A 24,245-nucleotide genomic window follows, 5' to 3' on the forward strand; every position below is an offset into this window, starting at 1 on the left:
ATCCTACAGACGCTCACCTGATCTTGCCGAGCAGGCCCTGCACTTCCTCCAGCACTTCGCCGAGCTGCTTGCGACCGCGGGGGGTATCGCCCACCCGCGCGCCCAGCTCCTGTTCCATGAAGCAAACCGTCATGCGGACATAGGTACTGTCCAGCGCCTTGCGCACCGCCGACATCTGGCTGGCGATGTCCTGGGTGCTCTGGCCTTCGTCCAGCATGCGCTGGATGCCCCTGAGCTGGCCTTCGGCACGCTTCAGGCGGTTCATCAGGTCGGTTCGGCTCTTTTCGTCGGTCAGCATTGCCATCGCCGGGCTCCGTCGCAAGAGATAGGTGCCAGGGGATTGTGCGGCTTTCCGCCCAGGAAAGGCGGTCATCTGTATAGGGGACGACACCATGTGCCGCCGCCTTTTTGCGCCAGTCGCATTCCGTGCCGGGCACGGGTGGGGGTTTGCCAGAAGGCCCTGCCGCTTGGTGCTCAGTGCAGGTAACTCAAGCCCAGGCCAGCCAGCGCCGAGGCGATCACCACAGTGATCACGCCCAGCTTGAAGCGGAACAGCGCCAGCCCGGCGCCAATGCCGATCAGCGCCGAGAACAGGTCGAAGCGCCCGGCCCAGCCTTGCGGCCACAGCACATGCCAGGCAAAGAAGACCGCGAGGTTGGCAATCACGCCGACCACCGCGGCGGTGATGCCGGTCAGCGGCGCCGTGAACTTCAGCTTGCCGTGGGTCGATTCGATGAAGGGCCCGCCCAGGAAGATGAACACGAAGGACGGCAGGAAGGTGAAGAAGGTGACCACGCTGGCGGCCGCCGCACCGGCGAGCGGCAATGCGTCCGGCCCGAACAAGGCCTGGCCCCAGCCGCCGACAAAGCCGACAAACGCCACCACCATGATCAGCGGCCCGGGTGTGGTCTCGCCCAGCGCCAGGCCGTCGATCATCTGCGGCGCCGTGAGCCATTGGTAATGGTCGACCGCGCCCTGGTACACGTAAGGCAGTACCGCGTAGGCGCCGCCAAAGGTCAGCAGCGCGGCCTTGGTGAAGAACCAGGCCATCTGCGTCAGCGCGCCCTGCCAGCCGTACAACGCACACAACACGCCGATGGCGAGTCCCCACAGCCCCAGGCCGATGCCCAGCACCCAGCGGAAATGGGCCCAACTGAACAACGCATGCGCGGGCGTTGGCGTCGTGTCGTCGATCAATGCGGGGCCAGCCGGCTGGCCCGCCTTGCCATGGCCACCACCGACGGTGAACTTTTCCGGCGCCCAGCGGCCACCCGCGTAACCCATGGCGCCGGCCGCCAGCACGATGAGCGGGAAGGGCAGTTGCAGCGCGAAGATCGCCACAAAGGCGGCCACGGCAATGCCCCACAGCCAGCGGTTTTTCAGCGTGCGCGAGCCCACGCGCCAGGCCGCATGCACCACCAGCGCGGTGACGGCCGGCTTGATGCCGTAGAACAGCCCGGCGATCACCGGCACGTTGCCAAACGCCATGTAGAGCCAGGACAGCGCGATCAGGATGAACAGCGAAGGCAGCACGAACAGCCCGCCTGCGACCAGCCCGCCCCAGCTGCGGTGCATCAGCCAGCCGATGTAGGTTGCCAGCTGCTGGGCCTCGGGGCCGGGCAGCACCATGCAGTAGTTCAGCGCGTGCAGGAAGCGGCCCTCGGAGATCCAGCGCCGCCGCTCGACCAGCTCCTCGTGCATGATCGCAATCTGTCCGGCCGGTCCGCCAAAGCTGATGAAGCCGAGCTTCAGCCAGAACCAGAAGGCTTCAGCGAAGCTGACGGGGGCGGGCGCTGCAGCGTCCGGGGCCAAGGGTGGCATCGGCGGTCGGCGGCTGGACTTTGGCTACCGGGCCTTGGCCTGGGCCAGCGCCGCGGCCAGCGTCTGCAGCTTGTCTGCGTAGGGCAGCCACTTCGGCGTTTCGCGGGTCACGATGCCCCGGCGCACCGCGACGGCGCTGGCGGTGGACACGCCGCGTGTGCGTTGGCCCAGGTTCAGCATGCCGGCTTCGAACGGCAGGCCGCAGAACTGCGTCACGGTACGCAGCGTGGCCTCGGGTCTGGCCACCAGGTCGGCATACGAAACGTCCAGGATGCGGCCCGGGTACATCGCATGCCAGTGCGCCATCAGGCGCTCGTACTGGCCGTGGAAGGCCGCCAGCTCGCGCTGGTCGTAGCTGTACGGATTGGCATCGGCGAACAGCTCACGCAGGTTCGAGAAACAAACCTCCATCGCGTCGCGCCGCAGGTGCAGGATGCGGGCTTCCGGCAGCGCGCGGCAGATGAAGCCGATGTTGAGGAAGTTGGACGGCAGCTTGTCGGTGAAAAACCGCTCGCTGCCCAGCCGCCAGGCCAGGCCGTCGAGGTAGCGCCGGCCGACTGCGGCGTAGTTGGCACCGCGCGAGCGGCGCACCAGCGCCAGGTCGATCACGCCGCGGCAGTGGTGGTCGGTGGCGTGGCGCATCTGGGCGGTGAAGTCGTACAGCTCGCCCAAAGCGCGCACGTCGCTGTGGCCGTCCAGCAACTGCTCCAGCAGCGTGGTGCCGGAGCGGTGCATGCCGACGATGAACAGCGGCAGCTTGCCAGCCGCGTTGGGCGGCGGCGTGTCCACCGCAGGCGATGCGGCATTCGGCATCGCGATCAACGCGTCCACCAGGTCCGCGCTGTCCTGGCTGCGGTAGTCCAGCGCCGCGCGCTTGGCGCGGCAGGCGCGCTCCAGTGCCGACCAGGCCGCCTCGTGCTCGCCCATGTCGTCCAGCGTCTTGTGCAGTGCGTAGGCCAGCTCGGCAATGTCTTCCGGCCGGCGGCCGGGCCTGGCCAGCTCGGAGCGGATTTCGATCAGGTGGTTGCTGCCCGCTGTCTGGCGGTCCAGTTCGGCCAGCAGCCCCCAGGTTCGGGGAATTTGCGGGGCGCGGCGACCGCAGGCCAGCAGGTCGGCCCTGGCTTCGTCGAAGCGGCCGAGGTAGAGCAGCACCTGCCCGCGCGCCACCAGCGTTGGCGGGTAGCCAGGGTCGCGGCGCCTGGCCTCGTCCAGCAGCGGCAGCGCGGCGGCCATCTCGTTGAGATTGGTCAGCTGGCTGGCGAAGGCGATCAGCAGCGGCACCGGCATGCGTGCCAGTGGCTTGAGGCGTTCGAGGCATGCCTGTAGCGCGGGCACCTCGTTGAAAGTGCGCAGCCGGGCGATCAGCTGTTGCACCAGGTCCGCGTCGGTCGGTGCCGCCTCGGCGGCGGCCATCGCATGCGCATGGGCCTGGCGGTAGTGCCCGGCCAGTGAGCTCACGTACGAGAGTTGCAGCAGTGTGTCGGCATCACCCGGATGCCGTGCCAGCAGCGCCTCGAAACCGGCGATGGCCTGCGGCCATTCACCCTGCGTGGCATGCAGTTCGGCTTGTTCTCGCAATGCGTCGTCCGTGAGCATCGGGCTCCTGCGTGGGTGTGCGTGAGGGTGGCCCGTCACCGTGGCTGCCGGCCTTGCCCAGCTCGTGCGCGCCATCCCGCCATCGGTGGCGGCAGGACGGGGGTGGGGGCGAAATACCAGAGACAGGCCCTACGCCAGGCGGCAGGCCTGGCGGCGCTCAGAACGGGATGTCGTCGTCCATGTCGTCGAAGCCGGTCGACGACTTCGGTGCTGGCCTTGGGGCCGGGGCGCGCGGCGCTGGAGCGCTGCGCGGGGCCGGGGCGGCCGAGGGTTCGCGGTTGTAGCCACCACCGCCGCCACCGGCAGCACTGTAGCCGCCGCCTTCTTCATCGCCGGCACCGCCGCCGCCCATGCTTTCGCGGCCACCCAGCAGCTGCATGGTTTCTGCGACGATTTCGGTGGTGTAGCGGTCCTGGCCTTCCTTGTCCTGCCACTTGCGGGTCTTCAGGCGGCCTTCGATGTAGACCGGGCGGCCTTTTTTCAGGTACTCGCCGGCAACCTCGGCCTGGCGGTCGTACAGCACGACCGAGTGCCATTCGGTTTCTTCCTGGCGCTCGCCGCTTTCGCGGTGCTTCCAGTTGCGCGTGGTGGCAATGCGCAGGTTGCACACTGCCGCCCCGTTGGGGGTGTAGCGCACCTCGGGATCGCGGCCCAGATTGCCGATGATGATGACTTTGTTGATCGAGGCCATGGGCGCTCCAGAGCAAGAGAAAAGCGGGCGGGGAGCCGCTGGAATCCAAGCATGGATTGTGCCGCAAGGCTGAACCCGCCGGCTCGCCAGCGAGGGGCCGAGGATGCTGCCGGCCCGCTCGTGTCCCTGTTCCCAACGCGGTCCGAGAGGGTGCCGGCAGCGGGCTGCAGTCTAGGGGGGCGAGCAGCCCGGGCCGATCGGTAACAACCCGATACGGTATTCGGCCCTGGGCTGGGGATGATCCCGGGCATGAAATGCTTCAAATCGTCAGCCTGGCTGGCTTTGCTGGTGAGCGCCGTGCTGGGCAGCGCCTGCCGCGCGCCCGCGGCGGCCGCACCCGACAGCGCCCGCGCGATGGTGGACGCCGCGATCGGCGAGCCGCGCTGCTCGCAGGATGCCCAGTGCCACACGGTGGCGATTGGCCACCGCCCCTGCGGCGGTCCCGAGGCCTATGCCCCCTGGTCCACCTTGACCGCCAACGAGGCCCAGGTGCAGCGCGCCGCCGACAGCTATTCGGCTGAACGCAAGGCTGCGCAGCAACGAAGTGGCGAGGTGTCGATCTGCATCATGGTCACCGATCCGGGCGCGCGCTGCGACGCGGCCACCTACCGCTGCGTGCTGAATCCGGCCACGGCGGTGCGGCCGCAGGGGCCCAAGGCGCAGTGAGCAGCGGGGCCAGCGCCGGGCCGCCCCAAGCGGCCCCGCCAACCCGCCCGGCGGGTGGTTTCGCGTACCCGCGAGACCGGGTGCCCCAGACCGCAGCGGGGCCAGCGCCGGGCCGCCCCAAGCGGCCCCGCCAACCCGCCCGGCGGGTGGCTTCGCGTACCCGCGAGGCCGGGTGCCCCATTCCTAGGGTTCGCCGTCCCAGTAGTCGAGTGCGTCCGCGGGGCGCTGCACCACTTTGACGCCGGCTGCCCAGGCCTGCACTTTCCCGGAATCCGGGTACTCGCAGATCTCCGGTTTCTGCTGGGTGCTGATGGACATGTACTTCAGCATCGCGTCCGAGGTGTTGATCAGCTGGTGCGGGTACTCGGGGCCGGCCGGGATGAAGATCACGTCGCCGGCGCGCACCGGCAGCAACTCGCCGGCCACGCGCAGCGTGCCGCGGCCTTCGAGGATCACGAACATCTCCTCCTGCGAGTGGTGCAGGTGATAGGGGCAGCTCTGCTTGCCGGGCGGCACCATGTCCACGCCGGCGCCCAGCTGCTTGGCCACCGTGCCGCCAGACAGGCTGGCGAACAGGCTTTCGTAGCGCGGCGGGCGCATCTGCCGCTCGGCCTCGGGGCCGGTCAGCTGCTCGTCGATGTTGCGGATCAGTCGCTGGCGCAATTCCTTGGCGTCCATGGCTTTCCTTCGGGTTTGCTGGCGGAGGCGGGCTGTGGCGCCGAGCATAAGCTGCGTGCGCTTGTGCCGGCTTGGCGGGGAATTTAGCCGCGGGTGGCCAAGCGCTGCATCCAGATCCGGTTGGGCTGCGTACAAGCAAGGATGGAGAAGGCTCCGAAGTGAGGCCATTCCCAACCCAACCCCAATAGGAGAGTTGCCATGACCAGAGGATGCAACCGAGGCCGCCCCAGGCGGGCGCCCCAGCCGTGGCTGGCTGCAATGTCCGCACTGGCAATGCTGGCCCTGCCGCTGACGGCCCATGCCGAGGGCGGCAAGCTGCTGCTGACCGGCGGCGTCAGCACGATTGACGGCGTGGGCGGCGGCGGCCTGGTGCCGTGGGCGCTGACCACCGGCTACGGCACCGACGGCGAATGGGGCGGCTCGGCCTTCGTGACCGGTGTGAAGACGCAGGACTACCGGCTCAAGGTGTTTGGCGCCGGCCTCACCTGGAACGACCGGGTGGAACTCACCGTTGCGCGGCAGGACTTCGACACCGAAGACAACCTGGCCCCGCTGGGCCTGGACGGCCTGCACCTGCGGCAGGACATCTTCGGCGTGAAGGTCCGTGTCGCGGGCGACGCGGTGCTGGACAGCGACACCTGGACGCCCCAGGTCGCCGTGGGGGCGGTCTACCACCACGTGGACAGCGGTGCGCTGGCGCCCACGCTGACCGGCGCGCTGGGCGCCAAGACGCATGGCACCGAGCTCTACCTCAGCGCCACCAAGCTGCTGCTGGCGCAAGGCCTGTTGATCAATGGCACGCTGCGCATGACCAAGGCCAACCAGGACGGCCTGCTCGGCTTCGGCGGGGCGCAGGACAAGGACTGGCACCTGCAGCCCGAGGTCGCGGTCGCCTGGCTGCTGAGCCCGCAATGGGCGGTGGGCGCTGAATACAAGGCCAAGCCGGACGCGCTGAACCATTCGGCGCTGGGTGACGGTGCCTTGAAGGAAGACGACTGGAAAGACTTGTTCGTGGCCTGGGCGCCCAACAAGCATGCCTCGTTGACGCTGGCCTGGGTGGACCTGGGGCGCATCGCACCCGCGGTGCAGCCGCGCCGGCAGACGGGCGCCTACCTCTCGGCCCAGCTGGCGTTCTGACGCCCTTCCTTCCGGAGATCCACATGCCTTTCCATGCGTCCTCTCTTCGCACCGTGCGCGTCCTGGCCCTTGCCCTCGCAGGCAGCTTTGCCGCCGCGCAAGCGGGTGCCCAGTCCGCCACGTCGGAGCTCTATCAGTCCTTTGGCGAGCAGGCTGGCCTGCTGGCGCTGAGCACCGACCTGGTCGACCGTGTCTCGTCGGACTCGCGCATTGCCGGCTTCTTCGAGAAGACCAACCGCGCTGCGCTGGCCAAGCAGCTGGCCGACCAGTTCTGCCAGCTGCTGGGCGGCCCGTGCCGTTACGCCGGCATCGACATGAAAACGGTGCACCAGGAGATGGGCATCAGCAAGGCCGATTTCCACGCGCTGGTCGAGGACCTGCAGGCGGCCATGGCGGCCCGCCACATTCCGTTTTCCGTCCAGAACCAGCTGCTGGCCCGGCTCGCGCCGATGCACCGCGACATCATCGAGACGCCATGAACGCCCGCTTCCCCCGCCTCTCCTTCGCCGGCCTGCTGTTGGGTGCAGCGCTCTCGGCCGCCCAGGCCTCCTCGATGACGGTGCGCGTTGTCGACACCACCGGCCAGCCGGTGCCGGACGTCGCGGTCGTCGTCAGCTCGCGCAGCAAGCCGGGACGGGCTTCGCCGGTGCCCACGGTCGAGATCGCCCAGCAAGGCGTGCGCTTCGTGCCGACGATGGTCATCGTCACGCCCGGCACGAAGATCAAGCTGACCAACCGCGATTCGTTCGACCACCATGTGCGCGGAACAGAGGGGCAGAGCTTCGAGTTCCGCATTGCGGGTGCCGATGCAAACAAGCCGCCCGCCGCTTCGCCGGAAGTCGTGCTGCAAGGCGGTGCCGGTCCGATCCAGCTCGGCTGCTACCTGCACTCGCGCATGCAGGCCAGCATCTACGTGGCCGAATCGCCCTGGTACGGCGTGACGGGCAAGGACGGCGTGGTCACGCTGGACGATGTGCCCGAAGGCGCGGTGGACGTGGCCGTCTGGCATTCGCAGCAACTGGTGGAGCAGCCGGTGCTGCATGCGCAGCAGGCCACCACGCCGACGAATGTGGTGGCGACGCTGAACTTCACGCCGCGCCAGCGTCGCTGAGCCGAGGCTGGCGCGCATTGCCGATGGTCAACTGAACACACCGCCTGTATCGTCGCCCGATGCCTGTTGCCACTGCTTCTTCCTCTGCCGCCGAGCTGGCGGCCTTGATGGCCCGCATCGCCCTGGGCGACCGGGCGGCGTTCCGGGCCTTGTACGACGCGACGGCAGCGCACCTGCTGGGCGTGGTCCTGCGCATCCAGCCCGACCGCGGCCGGGCCGAGGAGGTGCTGCAGGAGGTGTTCGTGAAGGTCTGGGGCGCGGCGCGCGGGTTCGATGCCGAGCGTGCGCAGCCCATGACCTGGCTGCACAGCCTGGCGCGCCACGCGGCCATCGACAGCCTGCGCCGGCAGAAGGCCGATCCGGTGCGCACCGTGTCGCCACCTGCCAGCGCGTTGGCCGAAGGCGACGACAGCGACCCGCTGGAGCAGGTCGCAGGAGACGGCCCCGGCCCGGTGGACCTGATGGAGCAGGCGCTGCAGGCGCGGGCGGTGCGCGGCTGCATGGGCAGCTTGCAGAACGACCAGCGGCAAAGCCTGGCGCTGGCCTTCTACGACGGGCTCACGCATGCCGAAGTGGCCCAGCACCTGGGGCAGCCGCTGGGCACGGTGAAGAGCTGGTTGCGGCGCGGCCTGCTGGCGCTGCAGAAATGCCTGGCGATCGGCGAGCTGGGTGGCAGGTTCGGCAGCGGGATGACCGGCATGGGCGACATGTCCACAAGGAGTTGATGACATGGATTACTCGCGCCCCGAACGGGCCGAGCGCCTGGCCTCGGAATATGTGCTGGGAACCTTGCGCGGCGCCGCGCGCAGCCGCTTCGAGGCGCTGCTACCGGCGCATCCGACGCTGCGCCGCGCGGTGGCTGGCTGGGAAGCCCGGCTGTTGCCGCTGACGGCCAGCGTGCCACCGGTGGCGCCGTCGGCCAGCGTCTGGGCCGGCATCGAGGCGCGGCTGTTTCGTGCCCAGACCGGCGCACCGCAGGCCTGGTGGCAGCGGTTGATGGTGTGGCAGCTGGGCAGCGGGGCTGCGGCATTTGCCGCGCTGGTGCTGGCCGTGATGCTGGCCCGGCCGGTGCCGCCGCAGCCGCCGGTGCTGGTGCTGCTGTCGCCCAACCCTGCGGCCCAGGCCGATGCCGCGCTGCTGTCGCGCGCCAAGTTCGTCGCCAGCATCAGTGCCGATGGCCGCGCGCTGGTGCTGCGCCCGCTGGAACCGCTGAGCGTGGCCACCGGCCGCGCGCTGGAGCTCTGGGCGGTGCCCGCCAAGGGTGCACCACGTTCGCTGGGGCTGATTTCGGCCAGCGGCGGCAGCCAGGTGCAGCGCACGAAGCTGCTGCAGGACACGGCGGCGTTTGCAATCAGCCTGGAGCCGGCTGGCGGGTCGCCGACCGGCGCGCCGACCGGACCGGTGATTTCGTTGGGCGCACTGAGCAGCTGAAACCTTCGGGGCCGAGACCGCAGGCCGGCGCCGGGCCGCCCCAAGCGCCGGTCCGGGTGCGCCATTGACGGGGCCACAAGTTAGGATAGCGGCCGATGCCCGCCTCCTCGATTGATTCCGCCCTTGATGCCAGCGCCGCGCCGGCCGACATCCTGCACCAGGTCTTTGGCTACACCGCGTTCCGCGGCCACCAGGGCGCCATCGTCGACCAGGTGATTGGCGGCGGCGATGCGCTGGTGCTGATGCCCACCGGCGGCGGCAAGAGCCTGTGCTACCAGATCCCGGCGATTGCGCGGCATCGCGCCGGCCAGGGCGTGACGGTGGTCGTCAGCCCGCTGATCGCGCTGATGCACGACCAGGTCGGCGCGCTGGAAGAAGCGGGGGTGCATGCCGCCTTCCTGAATTCCTCGCTGGACAGCGCCGGTGCGCAGCATGTCGAGCGCGAGCTGATGGCGGGCCGGCTGGTGATGCTTTACGCCGCGCCCGAGCGCATCACCAACCCGCGTTTCCTGGCGATGCTGGACTCGCTGCACCAGCGCGGCCAGCTCAGCCTGTTCGCCATCGACGAAGCGCACTGCGTGAGCCAGTGGGGCCACGACTTCCGCGAAGACTATTTGCAGCTGGACCTGCTGGCCACGCGCTTTGGCGGCGTGCCGCGCATCGCGCTGACGGCCACCGCCGACGAGCACACCCGCGCCGACATCATCGACCGGCTGATGCTGGAAGGCGCGCGCACCTTCATCAGCAGCTTCGACCGGCCCAACATCCGCTACACCATCGTCGAGAAGGACAACGCCAAGGCCCAGCTGCTGCGCTTCCTGCTCGACGAACACGTGGGCGACGCCGGCATCGTCTACTGCCAGAGCCGCAAGAAGGTCGAGGAAACGGCCGAGTGGCTGAGTGCCGAAGGCATCTCGGCGCTGCCGTATCACGCCGGGCTCGACCAGGACGTGCGCCGCCGCCACCAGGACCGCTTCCTGCGCGAAGAAGGCCTGGTGATGGTGGCCACCGTGGCCTTCGGCATGGGCATCGACAAGCCCGACGTGCGCTTTGTCGCCCACCTGGACCTGCCCAAGAACATCGAGGGCTACTACCAGGAAACCGGCCGCGGCGGGCGCGACGGCGAGGCCGCCGATGCCTGGATGAGCTACGGCCTGGCCGACGTGGTCAACCAGCGCCGCATGATCGACGAGAGCACCGCGGGCGACGAGTTCAAGCGCCTGCAGGTCGGCAAGCTCGAAGCCCTGCTGGCCATGTGCGAAAGCCTGGACTGCCGGCGCGTGCGCCTGCTGGCCTATTTCGGTGAAGACCGGCCCGCTGGTTGGCGTTGCGGCAACTGCGACAACTGTTTGCAGCCGCCCGCGCGCTGGGACGCGACCGAGGCGGCGCGCAAGGCGCTGTCCTGCATCTACCGCTGCCACCAGCATTCGGGTTTCGGCTTCGGCACGGTGCATTTGATCGACGTGCTGCGCGGCAAGTCCACCGAAAAAACCCGCGCGCGCGGCCACGAAAACCTGTCGACCTTCGGCATTGGCGCGGACCTGTCCGAAGCGCAATGGCGCGGCGTGATGCGCCAGCTGATCGCGCTGGGCCACGTGGCCAGCGAAGGCGAATACAGCACGCTGGCGCTGACCGACAGCGCGCGTGCCGTCCTCAAGGGCCAGGTGAAGATCGAGCTGCGCGAACCGCGTGAACCCACGCCGCGCATCCGCTCGCGCAGCAAGACCGGCAGCACCGGCAGCAGCAAGGTGCCGCGCGCCGCGGCCACGCTGGACCATCCGGCCCAGGCCCGCTTCACGGCCCTGAAGGCCTGGCGTGCGGGGGTGGCCAAGGAGCACAACCTGCCGGCCTACATCGTCTTCAACGACGCGACGCTGGCCCAGATGGCCGCCGAAGCGCCGGCCACGCTGGACGCACTGGCCGGCATCAGCGGCGTGGGCGCGAAGAAGCTCGAAGCCTACGGCAAGCAGATCCTGCGCGTGCTGGGCGACCTGGGCGGCTCCGGCGGCAGCGGCGCCGGGGATTTCGACGATGCCGGCGCGATGGGCGACCCGGACGATCCGGGCGGTTTCGAGGACTTCGATGGGCGCTGAAGGCCTGAACCTGGCCGGCAGCGATCAAGGGTTCAGCCGGCGCCGGGCAGGGGTTCTGCGTGCACCTGGTTGCGCTGCGCATTGCGCTTCGCCGCCATCGCCAGCGCTGCGGCCGCTTCCAGGGTTTGCTGCACGCTTCGTTTGGCGCTGGCATGCGCCACGCCGACGGTGATCGTCAGCACCGCCGCGGTCGGCGAGCCAGCATGGGGAATGGCCAGCGCCTGCACCGCCTGGCGCAAGCGCTGGGCCACCGCCAGCGCGGCGCCCGGGTCCGCGGCATACAGCAGCACCACCAGCTCTTCGCCACCTTTGCGGAAGGCCTGGTCCTCCTGACGGATCGTCGCTTGCACCGCTGCCGCGACCGCGCGCAACGCGGCGTCACCAGCGGTGTCGGTGTGCAGGTGGTTGAATTCGCCGAAGTGATCGATGTCGAGAAAGGCCACGGCGATCTGATCGGCCTCCGCGGTGGCCAGTGCTTCGTCCAGTGCGCGGCGGTTGCGCAGGCCGGTCAAGGCGTCGGTGCGGGCCTCGTCCAACAGCGCCTGGTTGCGCTGCTGCAGTTCGGCCACCGTCGCAGCCAGCTCACGGCGTGAGGTGGCGACCGCGCGCGTGTCGTCGTCAAACACCACGACCTGGTTGCGGCCACGGGCCTTGGCGGCGTACATCGCCAGGTCGCAGGCACTCATCAGGTTGTCCGGGGACTGGCCCACGAAGCTGGTCACGCCGAACGAGGCCGAAACCTTGGCCGAGATCAGGTCCATTGGCGCGCTCAGCCTGGCGTTGGCGGCGTTGAGCCAGGCCACGGCCTCGGCCTGCGTCAGCCCGGGCAGGAAGATGCAGAATTCCTCGCCGCCCATGCGGGCCACCCAGCCGCCGTCTGGCAAAGCCTGTTGCAGGCGCTCGGCGGTGACACGCAGCACTTCGTCGCCCGCGGTGTGGCCGAAGCTGTCGTTGAGCTGCTTGAAATGATCCAGGTCGGCCATGGCCGCAAAGCCTCGAACGCCGGCCCTGCGGGCTTCCAGAATGCGCTCGAACGCCACGTGGCGCGTCGGCAATCCGGTCAGCACGTCCTCGAACGCGGCGCGCGCCAACACGTGCGACGGGTCTTGCGTGCCCGAAGCATCCTGCCTGCGCCACAGGCGCCGCCACAGTCTGTGCAACATCCACAGCCTCCTCATGGCCCCATGATCCCTTGTTTGTGTGTTGGCTTGTCTTACAGATTGTGACCCGATGGCCGCGGCCTGCCCCCGTTCGGTCATGCCCAGGACATGTGCGGTTTTCACACTGCGGGCTCACCCACCCTGATCAAATTGGAGACAGCCATGACACATGTCCTCAGACAAGCCGCGTTGATGCTGGCCGGCGGCCTGGCGCTGAGCCTCGCCCAGCTGCCTTCGGCCCATGCCGGCAAGGTACAGCCTGTCACCACTTACCAGCTCGGTGTGCGGCCGATGTACCTGGTCGACCAGGTGCCCGACAAGGACCTGAAGCAGCGCCTGAAGGCCTGCGAGAACATTCCGGCGACCAAGAGCCAGTTCTCCATCAGCCACCGCGGCGCGGCAATGCAGTTTCCCGAGCACACCAAGGAAGGCTACATGGCCGCGGCGCGCCAGGGCGCGGGCGTGATCGAGTGCGACGTGACCTTCACCAAGGACCGCGAGCTGGTCTGCCGCCATTCGCAGTGCGACCTGGCGCAGACCACCAACATCCTGTCCATCCCGGACCTGGCCGCCAAGTGCAGCGTGCCGTTCAGCCCTGCCGACCCGGCCACCGGCAAGCAGGCCACGGCGACCTGCTGCACCAGCGACCTGAGCGTCAGCGAGTTCAAGCGCCTGATGGGCAAGATGGAAGGTGCGAACCCGAACGCCACCAGCGTGGCCGAGTACATGAAGGGCACGCCTGACTGGCGCACCGATGCCTATGCCGCCACCGGCACGCTGATGACGCTCGCCGAGGCCATCGAGCTGTTCAAGCAGCTGAAGGTGGACATGACGCCCGAGCTGAAGGCCGCCAGCGTGCCCATGCCTTACCAGGGTGACTACACCCAGGAGAAGTACGCGCAGGCGATGATCGATGCGTTCAAGAACGCGGGCGTGCCGGCCAAGCGGGTCTGGGCCCAGTCCTTCAACATCAACGACAACTACTACTGGCTCCAGCACGAGCCGGAGTTCGGCAAGCAGTCGGTTGCGCTGATCCCGGTGGACACGCCTGACCAGGTGCCGGCCGCCAAGGCTTTGCTGCCCGAGATGGCGGCCAAGGGCGTGAAGATCGTCGCCCCGCCGATCTGGGCCCTGCTGGCGCTGGACAAGAAGGGCAAGATGGTCGGCTCCGACTACGCCTACGCCGCGCGCAACGCCGGCATGAACATCATCAGCTGGTCGCTGGAACGCTCCGGCCCGCTGACCGATGGTGGCGGCTACTACTTCCAGAGCGTCACCCCGGCCGTCAAGGGCCCGGGCGACTACTACACCGCGCTGGACGTGCTGGCCAACGACGTCGGCATCATCGGCATGTTTTCGGACTGGCCTGCCACCGTCACCTACTACGCGAACTGCACGGGTCGCTAAAGAGCCCTGACAGTTCGACTGTGCCGCGGCGGCCCAGCTGGCTGCCGTGGCGTTCCAGCCAGTCGCCGGCCAGCGCTCGGCCCTGCTCGTGCAGCGCCTGGAAATAGGCCGGGTGCACGACCAGGCGGCTGTCCTGCGGCAGGCCGGCCAGCAAGGCGCCGCCGTCGATCAGGTGGAAGCGGGCGCTTGCCAACTGGCGCGTTCCGCGGTCCAGCGGCAGCCAGTGCTGGCGGGCCTGCTGTTGCCAGGCGGCCAGCAGGTTCATCTCGCGCAGGAAGGCGCCGTGGAAGCTCATGTCCAGCGCGCGGTGCTGGATCTGCGCGGCGCTGCGCAGCGGGCCTTCGTGCTGCAGCGGGTTGAGCAGCAGCAGCAAGGTGTCGCGCGCGCGGCCGGCCTGCAGCAGCGGCAGCACGGGCGGGTTGGCGCTGTAGCCGCCATCCCAGTGCGGCTCGCCGTCGATCTCCACCGCGCGGAACATCGTCGGCAGGCAGGCCGAAGCCAGCAAGGCGTCTGCGCTCAGGTTCGCGCGGTCGAATAGCCGCAGCTGGCCGCTCTGCGCGCGCGTGGTGGCAATGAACAGGGCAGGGCCGGCGCTGGCGCGCAGGCGCTCGAAGTCGAACTGGGCCAGCACGATGTCGCGCAGCGGGTTCAAGTCCAGCGGGTTGCTGAGCTCGGGTGGCAGGTAGTGGGACCAGTGCATCAGCAGCTTGACCATGGGCGACAGGCGTGCCGCCAGGCCGTCTGCCGCGATCAGGCTGGCCTCGGCCGGCACGCTGGCGGCCACGGCCTGCCAGAAGCGAGCCAATGCCGCGCGGGCGCCATCCGGGCCGCCATCCAGCCAGCCTTGCGCCAGTGCCACGGTGTTCATCGCGCCGGCGCTGGTGCCGCTGAGCGCGGCCGGTGCCACGCGGCCATCTTCCAGCAGCCTGTCCAGCACGCCCCAGCTCAGCGCGCCATGGGCGCCGCCGCCCTGCAGGGCCAGGTTGATCGGCAACGGTTTGGCGATCTGCATGGGTGCACCTTACGTCACATGCGTGACGGGCGCCGTGAAGGGGCATGCGCCGGCGCCAGAAGTGCAAACGGGCCGCACAAGGCGGCCCGCGAGGGGAAGGGGCTCAGCGCTGGGCCGAGCCGGTCGCCATCAACGCTTCTGGTCGAATTTCAGCATTCGGGCCTGGCTGCGGCGGTCGCTGCCAAAGGCGGCGGACCAGAAGGGTTCGAACTTCTGGCCTTTGTCTTCCTGCAGCGGCTCCATGCGTTGGCGGTCGCTGCGGTTGGACGTTTTTTGGGGTTGAGCTGACTTTTGCATGATGTGGTGGTCCTCGGGCACAGCTTCTGGTGGGCTCTGCGGCCCTCGCTGTCTGGCTGGCTCAACGTGAGCCGCCGACAGCTGGATGACAGCCAAGGCGTACTCCCCTGCAACTTTTTTCACGAAACGGTATCTTGCGACAAACAAGTACCAGGTCATTGGCGCAAACCCGGAGTTTTCATCGGCGCAACGCCCGCGGTCCCGAATCCTGCCGCAGGGCGCCAAGCACCTGGTCTTCATGGGCACGCTGACCGAGATCGCGCCCGGCATGGCCCTGCAGCGCGAGGTGCTGGCCGTGTGCGGCGCGCCGGTGGCCGTGCCCGGTGAATTGCGGCTGATGGACGCGCGGCTTTTCGACCCGCGTCCACTGCACGCCTGAAAGCCCCGCGGGCGGCGCAGGGCTGCACGCGTCGCACGCGCTCTGTATCATGCCCGGTTGCCTTGCGATTTCCGCCGGGCGCCAGTTGCTGCGCATGCCCTTGTCGACTCCCGATTCGTCCTCGTCCGTTCCGCCATTTCCGCCCGCCAAGTCGGTCAGTCCTGCCGTGGCCTTTGCCACCAAGATTTCGGTGCGTGGCGCGCGCACGCACAACCTGAAGAACATCGACCTGGACCTGCCCAAGCACGCGTTGGTGGTCATCACCGGCCTGTCGGGCTCGGGCAAGTCCAGCCTGGCTTTCGACACGCTGTATGCCGAAGGCCAGCGCCGCTATGTCGAGAGCCTGAGCGCCTATGCGCGGCAGTTCCTGCAGCTGATGGACAAGCCGGACGTGGACGTGATCGAGGGCCTATCGCCGGCGATCTCGATCGAGCAGAAGGCCACCAGCCACAACCCACGCTCCACCGTCGGCACAGTGACCGAGATCCACGACTACCTGCGCCTGCTCTACGCCCGCGCCGGCACGCCGTATTGCCCGGACCATGACCTGCCGCTGCAGGCGCAAAGCGTGGGCCAGATGGTGGACGCCGTGCTGGCGCTGCCCGAAGGCACCAAGCTGATGATCCTCGCGCCGGTGGTGCGCGACCGCAAGGGCGAGTTCGTCGAGCTGTTTGCCGACATGCAGGCGCAGGGCTATGTGCGCTTCCGGGTCGACGGGCAGATCGTCGAAGCCAGCGACCTGCCGGCGCTGAAGAAGGCCGAGAAGCACGACATCGACGTGGTGATCGACCGGCTCAAGACGCAGGACGGCATGAAGCAGCGCCTGGCCGAGAGCTTCGAGGCGGCGCTGCGCAGCGCCGAAGGCCGTGCGATTGCCTTTGAAATGGACACGGCCAAAGAGCACCTCTTCTCGGCCAAGTTCGCCTGCCCGATCTGCAGCTATTCGCTGCCCGAGCTGGAGCCGCGCCTGTTCTCGTTCAACGCGCCCATGGGTGCCTGCCCGCATTGCGACGGCCTGGGCGTGCAGACGGTGTTCGACCCGGAGCGCGTGGTCGCTTTCCCGTCGCTCTCGCTGGGCTCGGGTGCGATCAAGGGCTGGGACCGGCGCAATGCCTACACCTTCTCGATGCTGGAAAGCCTGGCCAAGCACTACAAGGTGGAACTGGACGAGCCCTTCGAGTCGCTGCCCGAGGGCTTCCGCAAGACGGTGCTGTATGGCTCCGGCGAAGACGAGATCGAGTTCGTCTACGAGGCCGAAGGCAAGGGCGGCAAGATGCGCAGCGTCAAGCGCTCGCACCCGTTCGAGGGCGTGATCCCGAACTTCGAGCGGCGCTACCAGGAGACCGATTCGGTCGCGGTGCGCGAGGACCTGGCGCGCTACCAGAGCGCCAAGCCGTGCGCGCATTGCGGCGGTGCCCGCCTGCGGCGCGAGGCCCGCAACGTCTTCATTCCCGGCCAGTCCGGCAACAAGGGCCTGCCCATCTACCAGGCCGAGCACCTCACGCTGGCCGAGGCATTGGCCTGGTTCAGCGGCCTGTCGCTCACGGGGGCCAAGGGCGAGATCGCCGACAAGGTGGTGCGCGAGATCCGCTCGCGGCTGAAGTTCCTCAATGACGTGGGCCTGAACTACCTCAGCCTGGACCGCAGCGCCGACACGCTGTCCGGCGGCGAGTCGCAGCGCATCCGCCTGGCCAGCCAGATCGGCTCCGGTCTCACCGGCGTGATGTACGTGCTGGACGAGCCCAGCATCGGCCTGCACCAGCGCGACAACGAACGCCTGATCGGCACGCTGCAGCATTTGCGCGACCTGGGCAACAGCGTGCTGGTCGTCGAGCATGACGAGGACATGATCCGCGCGGCCGACTACTGCGTGGACATGGGGCCGGGCGCCGGCAAGCATGGCGGCTACGTGATTGCTGCCGGCACGCCGGCCGAAGTGGCCGCGCACCCGGATTCATTGACCGGCCAGTACCTGGGCCGGGTGCTGCGCATCGCGGTGCCCAAGCAGCGCCGCGCGCCCGATCCGGCGCAGGTGCTGCGCATCGTCAATGCGCGTGGCAACAACCTGAAGGGCGTCACGGTCGAGCTGCCGGTGGGCCTGTTCACCTGCGTCACCGGCGTCTCGGGTTCGGGCAAGAGCACGCTGGTCAACGACACGCTCTACACCGCCGTCGCCCGCAAGCTGTACAACAGCCACGCCGAGCCGGAGGCACATGACGCGATCGAAGGCCTGGAGGCCTTCGACAAGGTCATCAACGTCGACCAGAGCCCCATCGGCCGCACGCCGCGCTCGAACCCGGCCACCTACACGGGGCTGTTCACGGCGATCCGCGAGCTGTTCGCCGAAGTGCCGGCTGCGCGCGAACGCGGTTACGGTGCGGGCCGTTTCAGCTTCAACGTTTCCGGCGGCCGCTGCGAAGCCTGCCAGGGCGATGGCGTGATCAAGGTCGAGATGCACTTCCTGCCGGACGTGTACGTGCCTTGCGACGTCTGCCACGGCCGGCGCTACAACCGCGAGACGCTGGAAGTGCTCTACAAGGGCAAGAACATTGCCGCGGTGCTGGACATGACGGTGGAGGATGCCCACGCCTTCTTCAGCGCCGTGCCCACGCTGGCGCGCAAGCTGCAGACCCTGCTGGACGTGGGCCTGGGCTACATCACGCTGGGCCAGAGCGCGACCACGCTGTCCGGCGGCGAGGCGCAGCGCGTGAAGCTTGCGCTGGAGCTGAGCAAGCGCGACACCGGCCGCACGCTCTACATCCTCGACGAGCCGACCACCGGCCTGCACTTCCACGACATCCAGCTGCTGCTCAAGGTGCTGCACCAGCTGCGCGACGCCGGCAACACCATCGTCGTCATCGAGCACAACCTGGACGTCATCAAGACGGCGGACTGGCTGATCGACATGGGGCCCGAAGGCGGCTCGGGTGGCGGGCAGGTGCTGTCCGAAGGCCCGCCGGAAACCATTGCGGCGTGCGTTGGCAGCCACACCGGCCGCTTCCTGAAGCCACTGCTGGCAGAAGCCGCCTGAGATTCTTCACGGCAGGTGACGATGCCTGCAACGGCGGCGCCGCGCGTTCGCTGGGCGGCCCCGCCGTGGCCCATGCCCAGACCATGACCAGGTCGCTGCTGTTCACCGACCAAGACAGGTTTCGGAAACGAAAAAGCCGGCACGAGGCCGGCTTTCAGATGGCGTCAGGCCGTGAGGCCCGGGCCAGCTTCAGCTCAGGTGACCGTTGATCAGCTTGGTCATCTCGAACATCGAGACCTGCGGCTTCTTGAAGATCTCCTTCAGCTTGGCATCGGCATTGATCATCGTCTTTGCCGCCGGGTCTTGCAGGCCGTTCTTCTTGATGTACTCCCAGACCTTCTTGGTCACCTCGGTGCGCGGCATCGGCTTGTCGCCGATCACGGCGGCCAGCGTAGCGCTGGGCGTCATGGCCTTCATGAAGGCTGCATTCGGGGTGCGCTTCTTGGCAGGAGCAGCAGCGGCCTTCTTGGCCGGTGCTGCCTTTGCCGGAGCGGCGGCCTTGACGGGCGCTGCCTTCTTCGCAGGGGCAGCCTTCGCGGGAGCGGCGGCCTTCTTTGCCGGGGCGGCCTTGGTGGCCGGAGCGGCCTTCTTCGCAGTTGCCATTTGGATTCTCTCCATCAAAAAAAAGTTGATGTGCCGGGCCTGGGCGAAAGCCGCATGAGCTTTCGATCCTCTGCAGTGCCACAGCGGCTGGAATGGTAATGCCTGCACGGGGGGCTGAGAAGCCGTTTTCCCTCGTAAACCCAGCTTTCTCCCCAGGTAAATCGCCTTTTTTGCCGCCCTGCAACGCCCGAGCGGCATTTGCCCCGCAAAACACATACGGTCATGGGTATTTTCTCGGGGGAAACACGGTTTTCGCTGTCCGGGACGCCATTCGGTGGCGTTTGATCCTGTCTAGACAAGTCGGCCGGCTGCGGCTTGACCGCACAATGGCCACCTCTCGACAGCACTTGAGGCACATGTCATGAAGCTCTTGGTTCGCTGGCTGCTGTTGGCCGCCGCCTTGCTGCTGGTTGCCAATCTCTACGGCGGCGTCAGCGTGGCGAGTTTTGGCAGCGCAATGGTCGCCGCGCTGGTGCTGGGCCTGTTCAACACGCTGGTGCGGCCGCTGCTGGTGCTGCTGACCCTGCCGGTCACGCTGTTGACGCTGGGCCTGTTCCTGTTCGTCATCAACGCGCTGATGTTCTATTGGGCCGCTTCGCTGCTGCAGGGCTTCAATGTCGCGGGCTTCAGCGCCGCGCTGATCGGCTCTCTGCTCTACAGCCTGTGCGGCATGGTGATCGACGTCGCGATCGAGGCGCTCTTCAACCGCGATTGAAGGGGAGGGTGGTCTCGCGTACTCGCGAGACCGGGTGCCCCATCTAATCCCGTTCGAGCAACATCCGCCGACGCTCGGCCTCCAGGTCCCGCAGACGCGACTGGATGATGGAACTCTCGACGTAATCGGAGCCCGGGTCTTCCTTGGCGATGCGCTGGGCCACGCGGAAGCGGTCCACGGCACCCAGCACGTCGCCCACCGCCGCGGCGGCTTCCGCGTCCGCGCGCAGCGCACGCAGGCGCTGTCCCTGGGCATTGGCACATTGCGACAGCGCCAGCCAGGCCAGCGCGTCCTGCTTGTGTTCGGTGACCCAGGTCTGCAGCGCCTCCATGCTGTTGCGCAGGGCTGCAGGCGCTGCCGCGTCGCCTGCGCGTTGCCAGGCTTGTGCAGCCTGGGCGCGTGCCAGCAGGTTGGGCCGGGAGTTGTCGTTGCCCAGGCTGTCCAGCGCGGCGGTCAGCGATTCGGCCGGCTTGCCCGAATTGCCTTCGATCTCCAGGCGCAGCAACGCGAAGTCACGCGCGGCAACCGGTTCACGTGCGTATTGCCGCTTGGCCAGTTCCAGTCCGCTGTCCGCCAGGCGCAGCGCCTGCGGGAAGTCGCGCAGCCGCATCGAGGCCATCGCGCCGGCGTAGATCGCACCCAGCCTGGCTTCGTCGACCGCGGGTGAGCCGGGGCTGGCAACGGTCTGCAGCTTGCGAAGCGCGGGCTCTGCGCCGTCCATCAGCACCCGCGCGCGCGCCTGCATCAGCGCGTGCACGGCCAGGCTGGGCGGGCGGGTGGACGGGTTGCTGTTCATGCGCAGGCGGGCTTCGCTGATGCGCTCGATGGTCAGCGGGTGGCTGCGCAGGTAGGGGTACTGGTTGCTGTCATTCAGCCGTGAGCTGGACTCCAGCTTCTCGAACATGCCGGCCATGCCGGCGGACGCGAAGCCGGCAGAGCTCATCAGCTGCAGGCCGATGCGGTCGGCCTCGCGCTCCATCTCGCGCGAGAAGTTCAGCTGGCCCTGCGCCGCGGCCGCCTGGCTGCCGATGATCACGGCGTTCGCTGCGTCCACGCTGCGCGCCCGTGTGGCGGCAATCATGCCCAGCACCAGGCCGGCAACGGTCGCGATGCTCTGGTGCTGTGCGTTGACCATGCTGCGGCCGATGTGGCGCTGCGTGATGTGCGTCAGTTCATGGCCCAGCACCGAGGCGAGCTCGTCGCTGTTGGCGGTCATCGCGATCAGACCCAGGTGCACGCCAACATAGCCCCCGGGCAGTGCAAAGGCATTGATCGAGCGGTCCAGCACCTGGAAGGTTTCGAACGGGAAGTTCGTGTCCTGCTCGGCGCTGATGTTGCCGCGGTTGCGGGCGGCGTTCAGCAGTGGCTGCCAGATCGAGTTCAGGTAGTCGCTCAGCAGCGGGTCGTCCAGGTACTCCGGGTCGTGGCGGATCTCGCGCATGATGCGCTCGCCCAGCCGGCGCTCGTCCATGATGTCGAAGTCGCTGGAGACGGAATCGCCGAGCGCCGGCAGGTTGACCTGCGCCATCGCCTGCAAAGGCTGGCCTTGCGGGCCGCCACTGGTCCACAGCAGCGAGCACAGCGCAGCCAGAGCCAGCGTTCGGGCCAGCGGGCGCAGCCGGAATGCCGGGGACAGCGAGGGCTGGCGCAGGGAGTGCGCAAGCGCGGGCGTGGGCTCAAGGGAAGTCACGCGGGAGATCTGACGGAAAGGCAACAACACCATCCTTCGCAGCGGGCCGGAGTCTGAGGCAGACCTGCGCCGCCCTGAAAAAGTTCGCCCGCTATCATCGCACCGACTTGTCACCTGCCTGTTGCGGCCTGCCCCCGAGCCTGACAAGGCATTGCCGCACAAAGCCCCCGATGCCAGACACCGACTCCCCGCTGACGCACTTCGACGCCCAGGGCCAGGCCCACATGGTCGACGTGGCCGCCAAGCCCGAAACCCACCGCGTGGCCCGCGCCACCGGCCGCATCCGCATGCTGCCAGCCACGCTGGCGCTGATCGCCAGCGGCCAGGCCAAGAAGGGTGACGTGCTGGGCATCGCCCGCATCGCGGCGATCCAGGGCGCCAAGCGCACGTCCGAGCTGGTGCCTTTGTGCCACCCGCTGCCGCTGACCCGCGTGGCCGTCAGCTTCGAGCTGGACGAGCCAGGCAGCGCCGTGCATTGCACCGTGGTGGCCGAAACCGTCGGCCGCACCGGGGTCGAGATGGAAGCGCTGACCGCCGTGCAGGTCGGCCTGCTGACGATCTACGACATGTGCAAGGCAGCCGACCGTGGCATGGTCATGGAAGGCATCCAGCTGCTGGAAAAGCAGGGCGGCAAGAGCGGCCACTGGACAGCCGACCCGGCTGCTTCGCTCAAGGCTTGAAGTCGCGCCAGGTCAAGGCCTTGCCGGGCGCGGTGCACTGGAACGGCAGCGCCGCGCCTTCCGCCGGCGGCGCATTGCACACGGCGAAGAAATCGTCCGAGGCCGGGTTATGGAACTCGCGCAGCCGTTCGGCCAGGTAACGCGCCTTGTCGACATGGCCGGACTCGTTCAGCGCCTTGGCCCAGGCCAGCATCAGGCGCGTGTCCAGCAGCGAATGGGTGGTCGCGGCAAATGCGCCCATCGCTGACGATGGCGGCTCCGCGGTGGTCGCGGCCGCGTAGTCCGCATGGTGCGAGAACAGCCAGGACGACTGGCCAATCGAGATGCGCTCCGGCAGCGACAGCGTGCTGCTGCCCGGCGCGTAGATCGCCGAGACGCGGCGATAGTCCCAGTACCCGAACAGCGCGCCCGCCAGCATCAGAACGCCCATCATCGGCAGCAGCCAGCGCCGGGCGAAGGACAGCGGTGCAGCAGGCGCAGCAAAGGCCCGCGATTCTGCCCACAGCGACGAAGGTGCATGGGTCGAGGCCTGCACGCTGTCCGGCGTGGTGACAGGCGGCGAGGCGAAGTATTCGCTGTCGCCTGCCGCTTGCAACGGCACCGTTGGCTGGCGCAGCGCATGGCCCAGCGCCCAGGCCGTGGGCAGCAGGAAGTAGGCGTACCAGAGCGGGTACTCCAGCATGCTGTGCAGCCCCGCCAGCAACACCATCACCAGCGCTGCGCGCGCGCCTGTGCCCGCAGCGCCAGGCGCGGACCAGCAGCGCTGAAAGCACTGCACCAGCGTCCAGACCAGCAAGCCGGTCAGCAGCAGCGCCGCCGGAATGCCCAGCTCCACTGCAAACTGCAGCAGCAGGTTGTGCGTGTGGTCGAAGAAGGCCACCGGCCGGCCCGGAAATGGCGTCAGCGTCCACGTGAAATTGAACTGGCCAAAACCCACGCCGGTCCACGGGTTCGCCGCGATCAGCTTCAGCGTGTTGCCCCAGATGCCAAAGCGCGAGGCCGACAGGTCGCTTTCGCCCAGCCTCGCCTCGCCGCCGAAGGTGTGGGCCGTTTCGTGCGCCCAGCCGGCCATGAACAACCACCAGAGGAAATAGGCCAGCAGCGCCGCCACCAGGGCCCAGCGCACTGGCTTGCGCAGCCGCCGATCCAGCACGCCCCACAGGGCCAGCAGCACCACGCCCACCAGCCCGGTGCGCGAAGCCGTCAGCACCACGGCCAGCACCATCAGGTTGCCCAGCGCCGCCGCCACCGCACCCGGCAGCCGCCACCCCAGCACCCGCCCGGCATCCGCCTGCGGCACCAGCGCAATCAAGCCCCACAGCAGCAAGGTGCTCAGGTGATTTGGCTGCCGCAGGTTGCCCACCGCCCGGCCCACCAGCCCGGACTTGGCGATCCAGCCCGAGCCCTCGGTCCAGCTCGGCAGGAACACCTGGATCAGCGCGATCAAGGCGCTCAGCACGCCTGCCAGCAGCACGCCCGCCAGCACTGGCCACAGCAAAGGCCCGTCCACCGTGCCGTCGTCCGCCTGGGCCGCGAGCATGACCGCCGCAGCGCAAGCCAGCATCAACGCCGCCGAAAGCGCCATCGAGTCCGGCAGCATGCCGAACCAGGAAACCGCGACCCCGGCCGCGAGGATTGCCAGCATCGCCAACGGCAAGGCCAGCGCGCCCAGGCTGCTGCGCCGTGGCCCACTGTCCAGCAGCCACAACACCGCGCCCCAACCGAAAACGGCCAGCAACTGGTTCAGCAGCGTGGAGGAGGGGCTGAGGGAGTAGGAGAGGAGGGAGGGGGCGGTGAGGGCGAACAGCGCGAGCGCAGCCAGGGGGGGCTGCCGAGTGCGAGGGCCAGTGATCTGTGCAGACATTTTAGAAAGAATTCATTATCACCTCGGTCGCGCAACAAGTACCGGCGGACGGAATTGAACGCTTGTTCCCAGCCGAGGCCGTTAGTCCCACGGACGTAGATCTAAATAGTCGGCCCTGAAAATCTCCCAAGTCGTTGTCCTGAAACGACTTTCGGGTGATATCCGATGGTCAGATCTCCCGAG

23 protein-coding genes are annotated in these 24,245 nt (G+C 68.3%); 12 read left to right on the top strand and 11 right to left on the bottom strand.

Annotated features, from left to right (window positions below; translation table 11 throughout):
• Nucleotides 1-13: 13 nt before the first annotated feature.
• The 4 genes from AC3WR5_RS32850 to ssb form a co-directional block, all read right to left on the bottom strand.
• Nucleotides 14-304: a metal-sensing transcriptional repressor gene (locus AC3WR5_RS32850; protein WP_141289977.1), complete on the bottom strand. Its 291-nt coding sequence runs from the start codon at nt 302-304 to the stop codon at nt 14-16.
• Between the two features lie 170 nt (nt 305-474).
• Nucleotides 475-1,821: a chromate efflux transporter gene (gene chrA / locus AC3WR5_RS32855; RefSeq protein ID WP_492489995.1), complete on the bottom strand. Its 1,347-nt coding sequence runs from the start codon at nt 1,819-1,821 to the stop codon at nt 475-477.
• Nucleotides 1,822-1,845: 24 nt separating this feature from the next.
• On the bottom strand, nt 1,846-3,417 hold the full coding sequence (locus AC3WR5_RS32860) for a tetratricopeptide repeat-containing sulfotransferase family protein (RefSeq protein ID WP_492489996.1): 1,572 nt from the start codon (nt 3,415-3,417) through the stop codon (nt 1,846-1,848).
• Between the two features lie 157 nt (nt 3,418-3,574).
• Nucleotides 3,575-4,108, bottom strand: coding sequence for a single-stranded DNA-binding protein (gene ssb / locus AC3WR5_RS32865; protein WP_492489997.1), 534 nt, complete (start codon nt 4,106-4,108; stop codon nt 3,575-3,577).
• 249 nt (nt 4,109-4,357) lie between these two features.
• Between ssb and AC3WR5_RS32870 the strand changes: the two genes are divergently transcribed.
• Complete coding sequence (locus tag AC3WR5_RS32870; protein ID WP_492489998.1) at nt 4,358-4,774, top strand: hypothetical protein; 417 nt, start codon at nt 4,358-4,360, stop codon at nt 4,772-4,774.
• 183 nt (nt 4,775-4,957) lie between these two features.
• Here the strand turns inward: AC3WR5_RS32870 and AC3WR5_RS32875 are convergent, their stop codons facing one another.
• Nucleotides 4,958-5,452, bottom strand: coding sequence for a cupin domain-containing protein (locus AC3WR5_RS32875; RefSeq protein ID WP_492489999.1), 495 nt, complete (start codon nt 5,450-5,452; stop codon nt 4,958-4,960).
• Between the two features lie 258 nt (nt 5,453-5,710).
• Here AC3WR5_RS32875 and AC3WR5_RS32880 point away from each other — a divergent pair, with 258 nt between their 5' ends.
• The 6 genes from AC3WR5_RS32880 (at nt 5,711) to recQ (ending at nt 11,224) form a co-directional block, all read left to right on the top strand.
• The gene (locus tag AC3WR5_RS32880) at nt 5,711-6,589 is read left to right on the top strand and encodes a DUF3034 family protein (RefSeq protein WP_492490000.1); all 879 of its coding nucleotides are present in this window, start codon (nt 5,711-5,713) and stop codon (nt 6,587-6,589) included.
• Nucleotides 6,590-6,612: 23 nt separating this feature from the next.
• Nucleotides 6,613-7,068, top strand: coding sequence for a group I truncated hemoglobin (locus tag AC3WR5_RS32885; RefSeq protein WP_492490001.1), 456 nt, complete (start codon nt 6,613-6,615; stop codon nt 7,066-7,068).
• Entirely contained in the window at nt 7,065-7,700 is a 636-nt protein-coding gene (locus AC3WR5_RS32890; protein ID WP_492490002.1) for a cupredoxin domain-containing protein, read from the top strand. Before AC3WR5_RS32885 ends, AC3WR5_RS32890 begins: the two co-directional genes overlap by 4 nt.
• 59 nt (nt 7,701-7,759) lie before the next feature.
• Nucleotides 7,760-8,425 carry a sigma-70 family RNA polymerase sigma factor gene (locus tag AC3WR5_RS32895; protein ID WP_492490003.1) on the top strand — a complete coding sequence of 222 codons (666 nt, stop codon included), beginning with the start codon at nt 7,760-7,762 and terminating at the stop codon, nt 8,423-8,425.
• 4 nt (nt 8,426-8,429) lie between these two features.
• Nucleotides 8,430-9,131, top strand: coding sequence for an anti-sigma factor (locus AC3WR5_RS32900; RefSeq protein WP_492490004.1), 702 nt, complete (start codon nt 8,430-8,432; stop codon nt 9,129-9,131).
• A gap of 95 nt (nt 9,132-9,226) precedes the next feature.
• Entirely contained in the window at nt 9,227-11,224 is a 1,998-nt protein-coding gene (recQ, locus tag AC3WR5_RS32905; protein WP_492490005.1) for a DNA helicase RecQ, read from the top strand.
• A gap of 32 nt (nt 11,225-11,256) precedes the next feature.
• On the opposite strand, the gene AC3WR5_RS32910 is transcribed toward recQ, so the two are convergent.
• On the bottom strand, nt 11,257-12,387 hold the full coding sequence (locus AC3WR5_RS32910; RefSeq protein WP_492490006.1) for a diguanylate cyclase domain-containing protein: 1,131 nt from the start codon (nt 12,385-12,387) through the stop codon (nt 11,257-11,259).
• Between the two features lie 159 nt (nt 12,388-12,546).
• Here AC3WR5_RS32910 and AC3WR5_RS32915 point away from each other — a divergent pair, with 159 nt between their 5' ends.
• Complete coding sequence (locus AC3WR5_RS32915) at nt 12,547-13,791, top strand: glycerophosphodiester phosphodiesterase family protein (RefSeq protein WP_492490008.1); 1,245 nt, start codon at nt 12,547-12,549, stop codon at nt 13,789-13,791.
• Here the strand turns inward: AC3WR5_RS32915 and AC3WR5_RS32920 are convergent.
• Together AC3WR5_RS32920 and AC3WR5_RS32925 are read right to left on the bottom strand one after the other, a co-directional pair.
• Complete coding sequence (locus tag AC3WR5_RS32920; protein WP_492490009.1) at nt 13,760-14,803, bottom strand: patatin-like phospholipase family protein; 1,044 nt, start codon at nt 14,801-14,803, stop codon at nt 13,760-13,762. The genes AC3WR5_RS32915 and AC3WR5_RS32920 overlap by 32 nt on opposite strands.
• A 129-nt stretch (nt 14,804-14,932) precedes the next feature.
• Nucleotides 14,933-15,259 carry a hypothetical protein gene (locus AC3WR5_RS32925; protein ID WP_141286615.1) on the bottom strand — a complete coding sequence of 109 codons (327 nt, stop codon included), beginning with the start codon at nt 15,257-15,259 and terminating at the stop codon, nt 14,933-14,935.
• Between the two features lie 79 nt (nt 15,260-15,338).
• Here AC3WR5_RS32925 and AC3WR5_RS32930 point away from each other — a divergent pair, with 79 nt between their 5' ends.
• Nucleotides 15,339-15,479 carry a hypothetical protein gene (locus tag AC3WR5_RS32930; RefSeq protein WP_492490011.1) on the top strand — a complete coding sequence of 47 codons (141 nt, stop codon included), beginning with the start codon at nt 15,339-15,341 and terminating at the stop codon, nt 15,477-15,479.
• Nucleotides 15,480-15,573: 94 nt separating this feature from the next.
• Nucleotides 15,574-18,510, top strand: coding sequence for an excinuclease ABC subunit UvrA (gene uvrA / locus AC3WR5_RS32935; RefSeq protein ID WP_492490012.1), 2,937 nt, complete (start codon nt 15,574-15,576; stop codon nt 18,508-18,510).
• Between the two features lie 189 nt (nt 18,511-18,699).
• Here uvrA and AC3WR5_RS32940 read toward each other — a convergent pair whose 3' ends face one another.
• Nucleotides 18,700-19,113, bottom strand: a complete 414-nt coding sequence (locus AC3WR5_RS32940; RefSeq protein WP_141286633.1) for an SWIB/MDM2 domain-containing protein — start codon at nt 19,111-19,113, stop codon at nt 18,700-18,702.
• A gap of 361 nt (nt 19,114-19,474) precedes the next feature.
• Between AC3WR5_RS32940 and AC3WR5_RS32945 the strand changes: the two genes are divergently transcribed.
• A complete protein-coding gene (locus AC3WR5_RS32945) occupies nt 19,475-19,828 on the top strand; it encodes a phage holin family protein (RefSeq protein ID WP_141286619.1) in 354 nt (117 codons plus the stop codon).
• 43 nt (nt 19,829-19,871) lie between these two features.
• On the opposite strand, the gene AC3WR5_RS32950 is transcribed toward AC3WR5_RS32945, so the two are convergent.
• Entirely contained in the window at nt 19,872-21,518 is a 1,647-nt protein-coding gene (locus AC3WR5_RS32950; protein WP_492490014.1) for a M48 family metalloprotease, read from the bottom strand.
• A 170-nt stretch (nt 21,519-21,688) separates the two neighbouring features.
• Between AC3WR5_RS32950 and moaC the strand changes: the two genes are divergently transcribed.
• Complete coding sequence (moaC, locus tag AC3WR5_RS32955) at nt 21,689-22,198, top strand: cyclic pyranopterin monophosphate synthase MoaC (RefSeq protein ID WP_492490016.1); 510 nt, start codon at nt 21,689-21,691, stop codon at nt 22,196-22,198.
• Here the strand turns inward: moaC and AC3WR5_RS32960 are convergent.
• Entirely contained in the window at nt 22,188-24,062 is a 1,875-nt protein-coding gene (locus AC3WR5_RS32960) for a PglL family O-oligosaccharyltransferase (RefSeq protein WP_492490018.1), read from the bottom strand. The two genes, moaC and AC3WR5_RS32960, sit on opposite strands and share 11 nt — an antisense overlap.
• Between the last annotated feature and the right edge of the window lie 183 nt (nt 24,063-24,245).

The organism is Ideonella sp. FW305-24 (assembly GCF_058788035.1).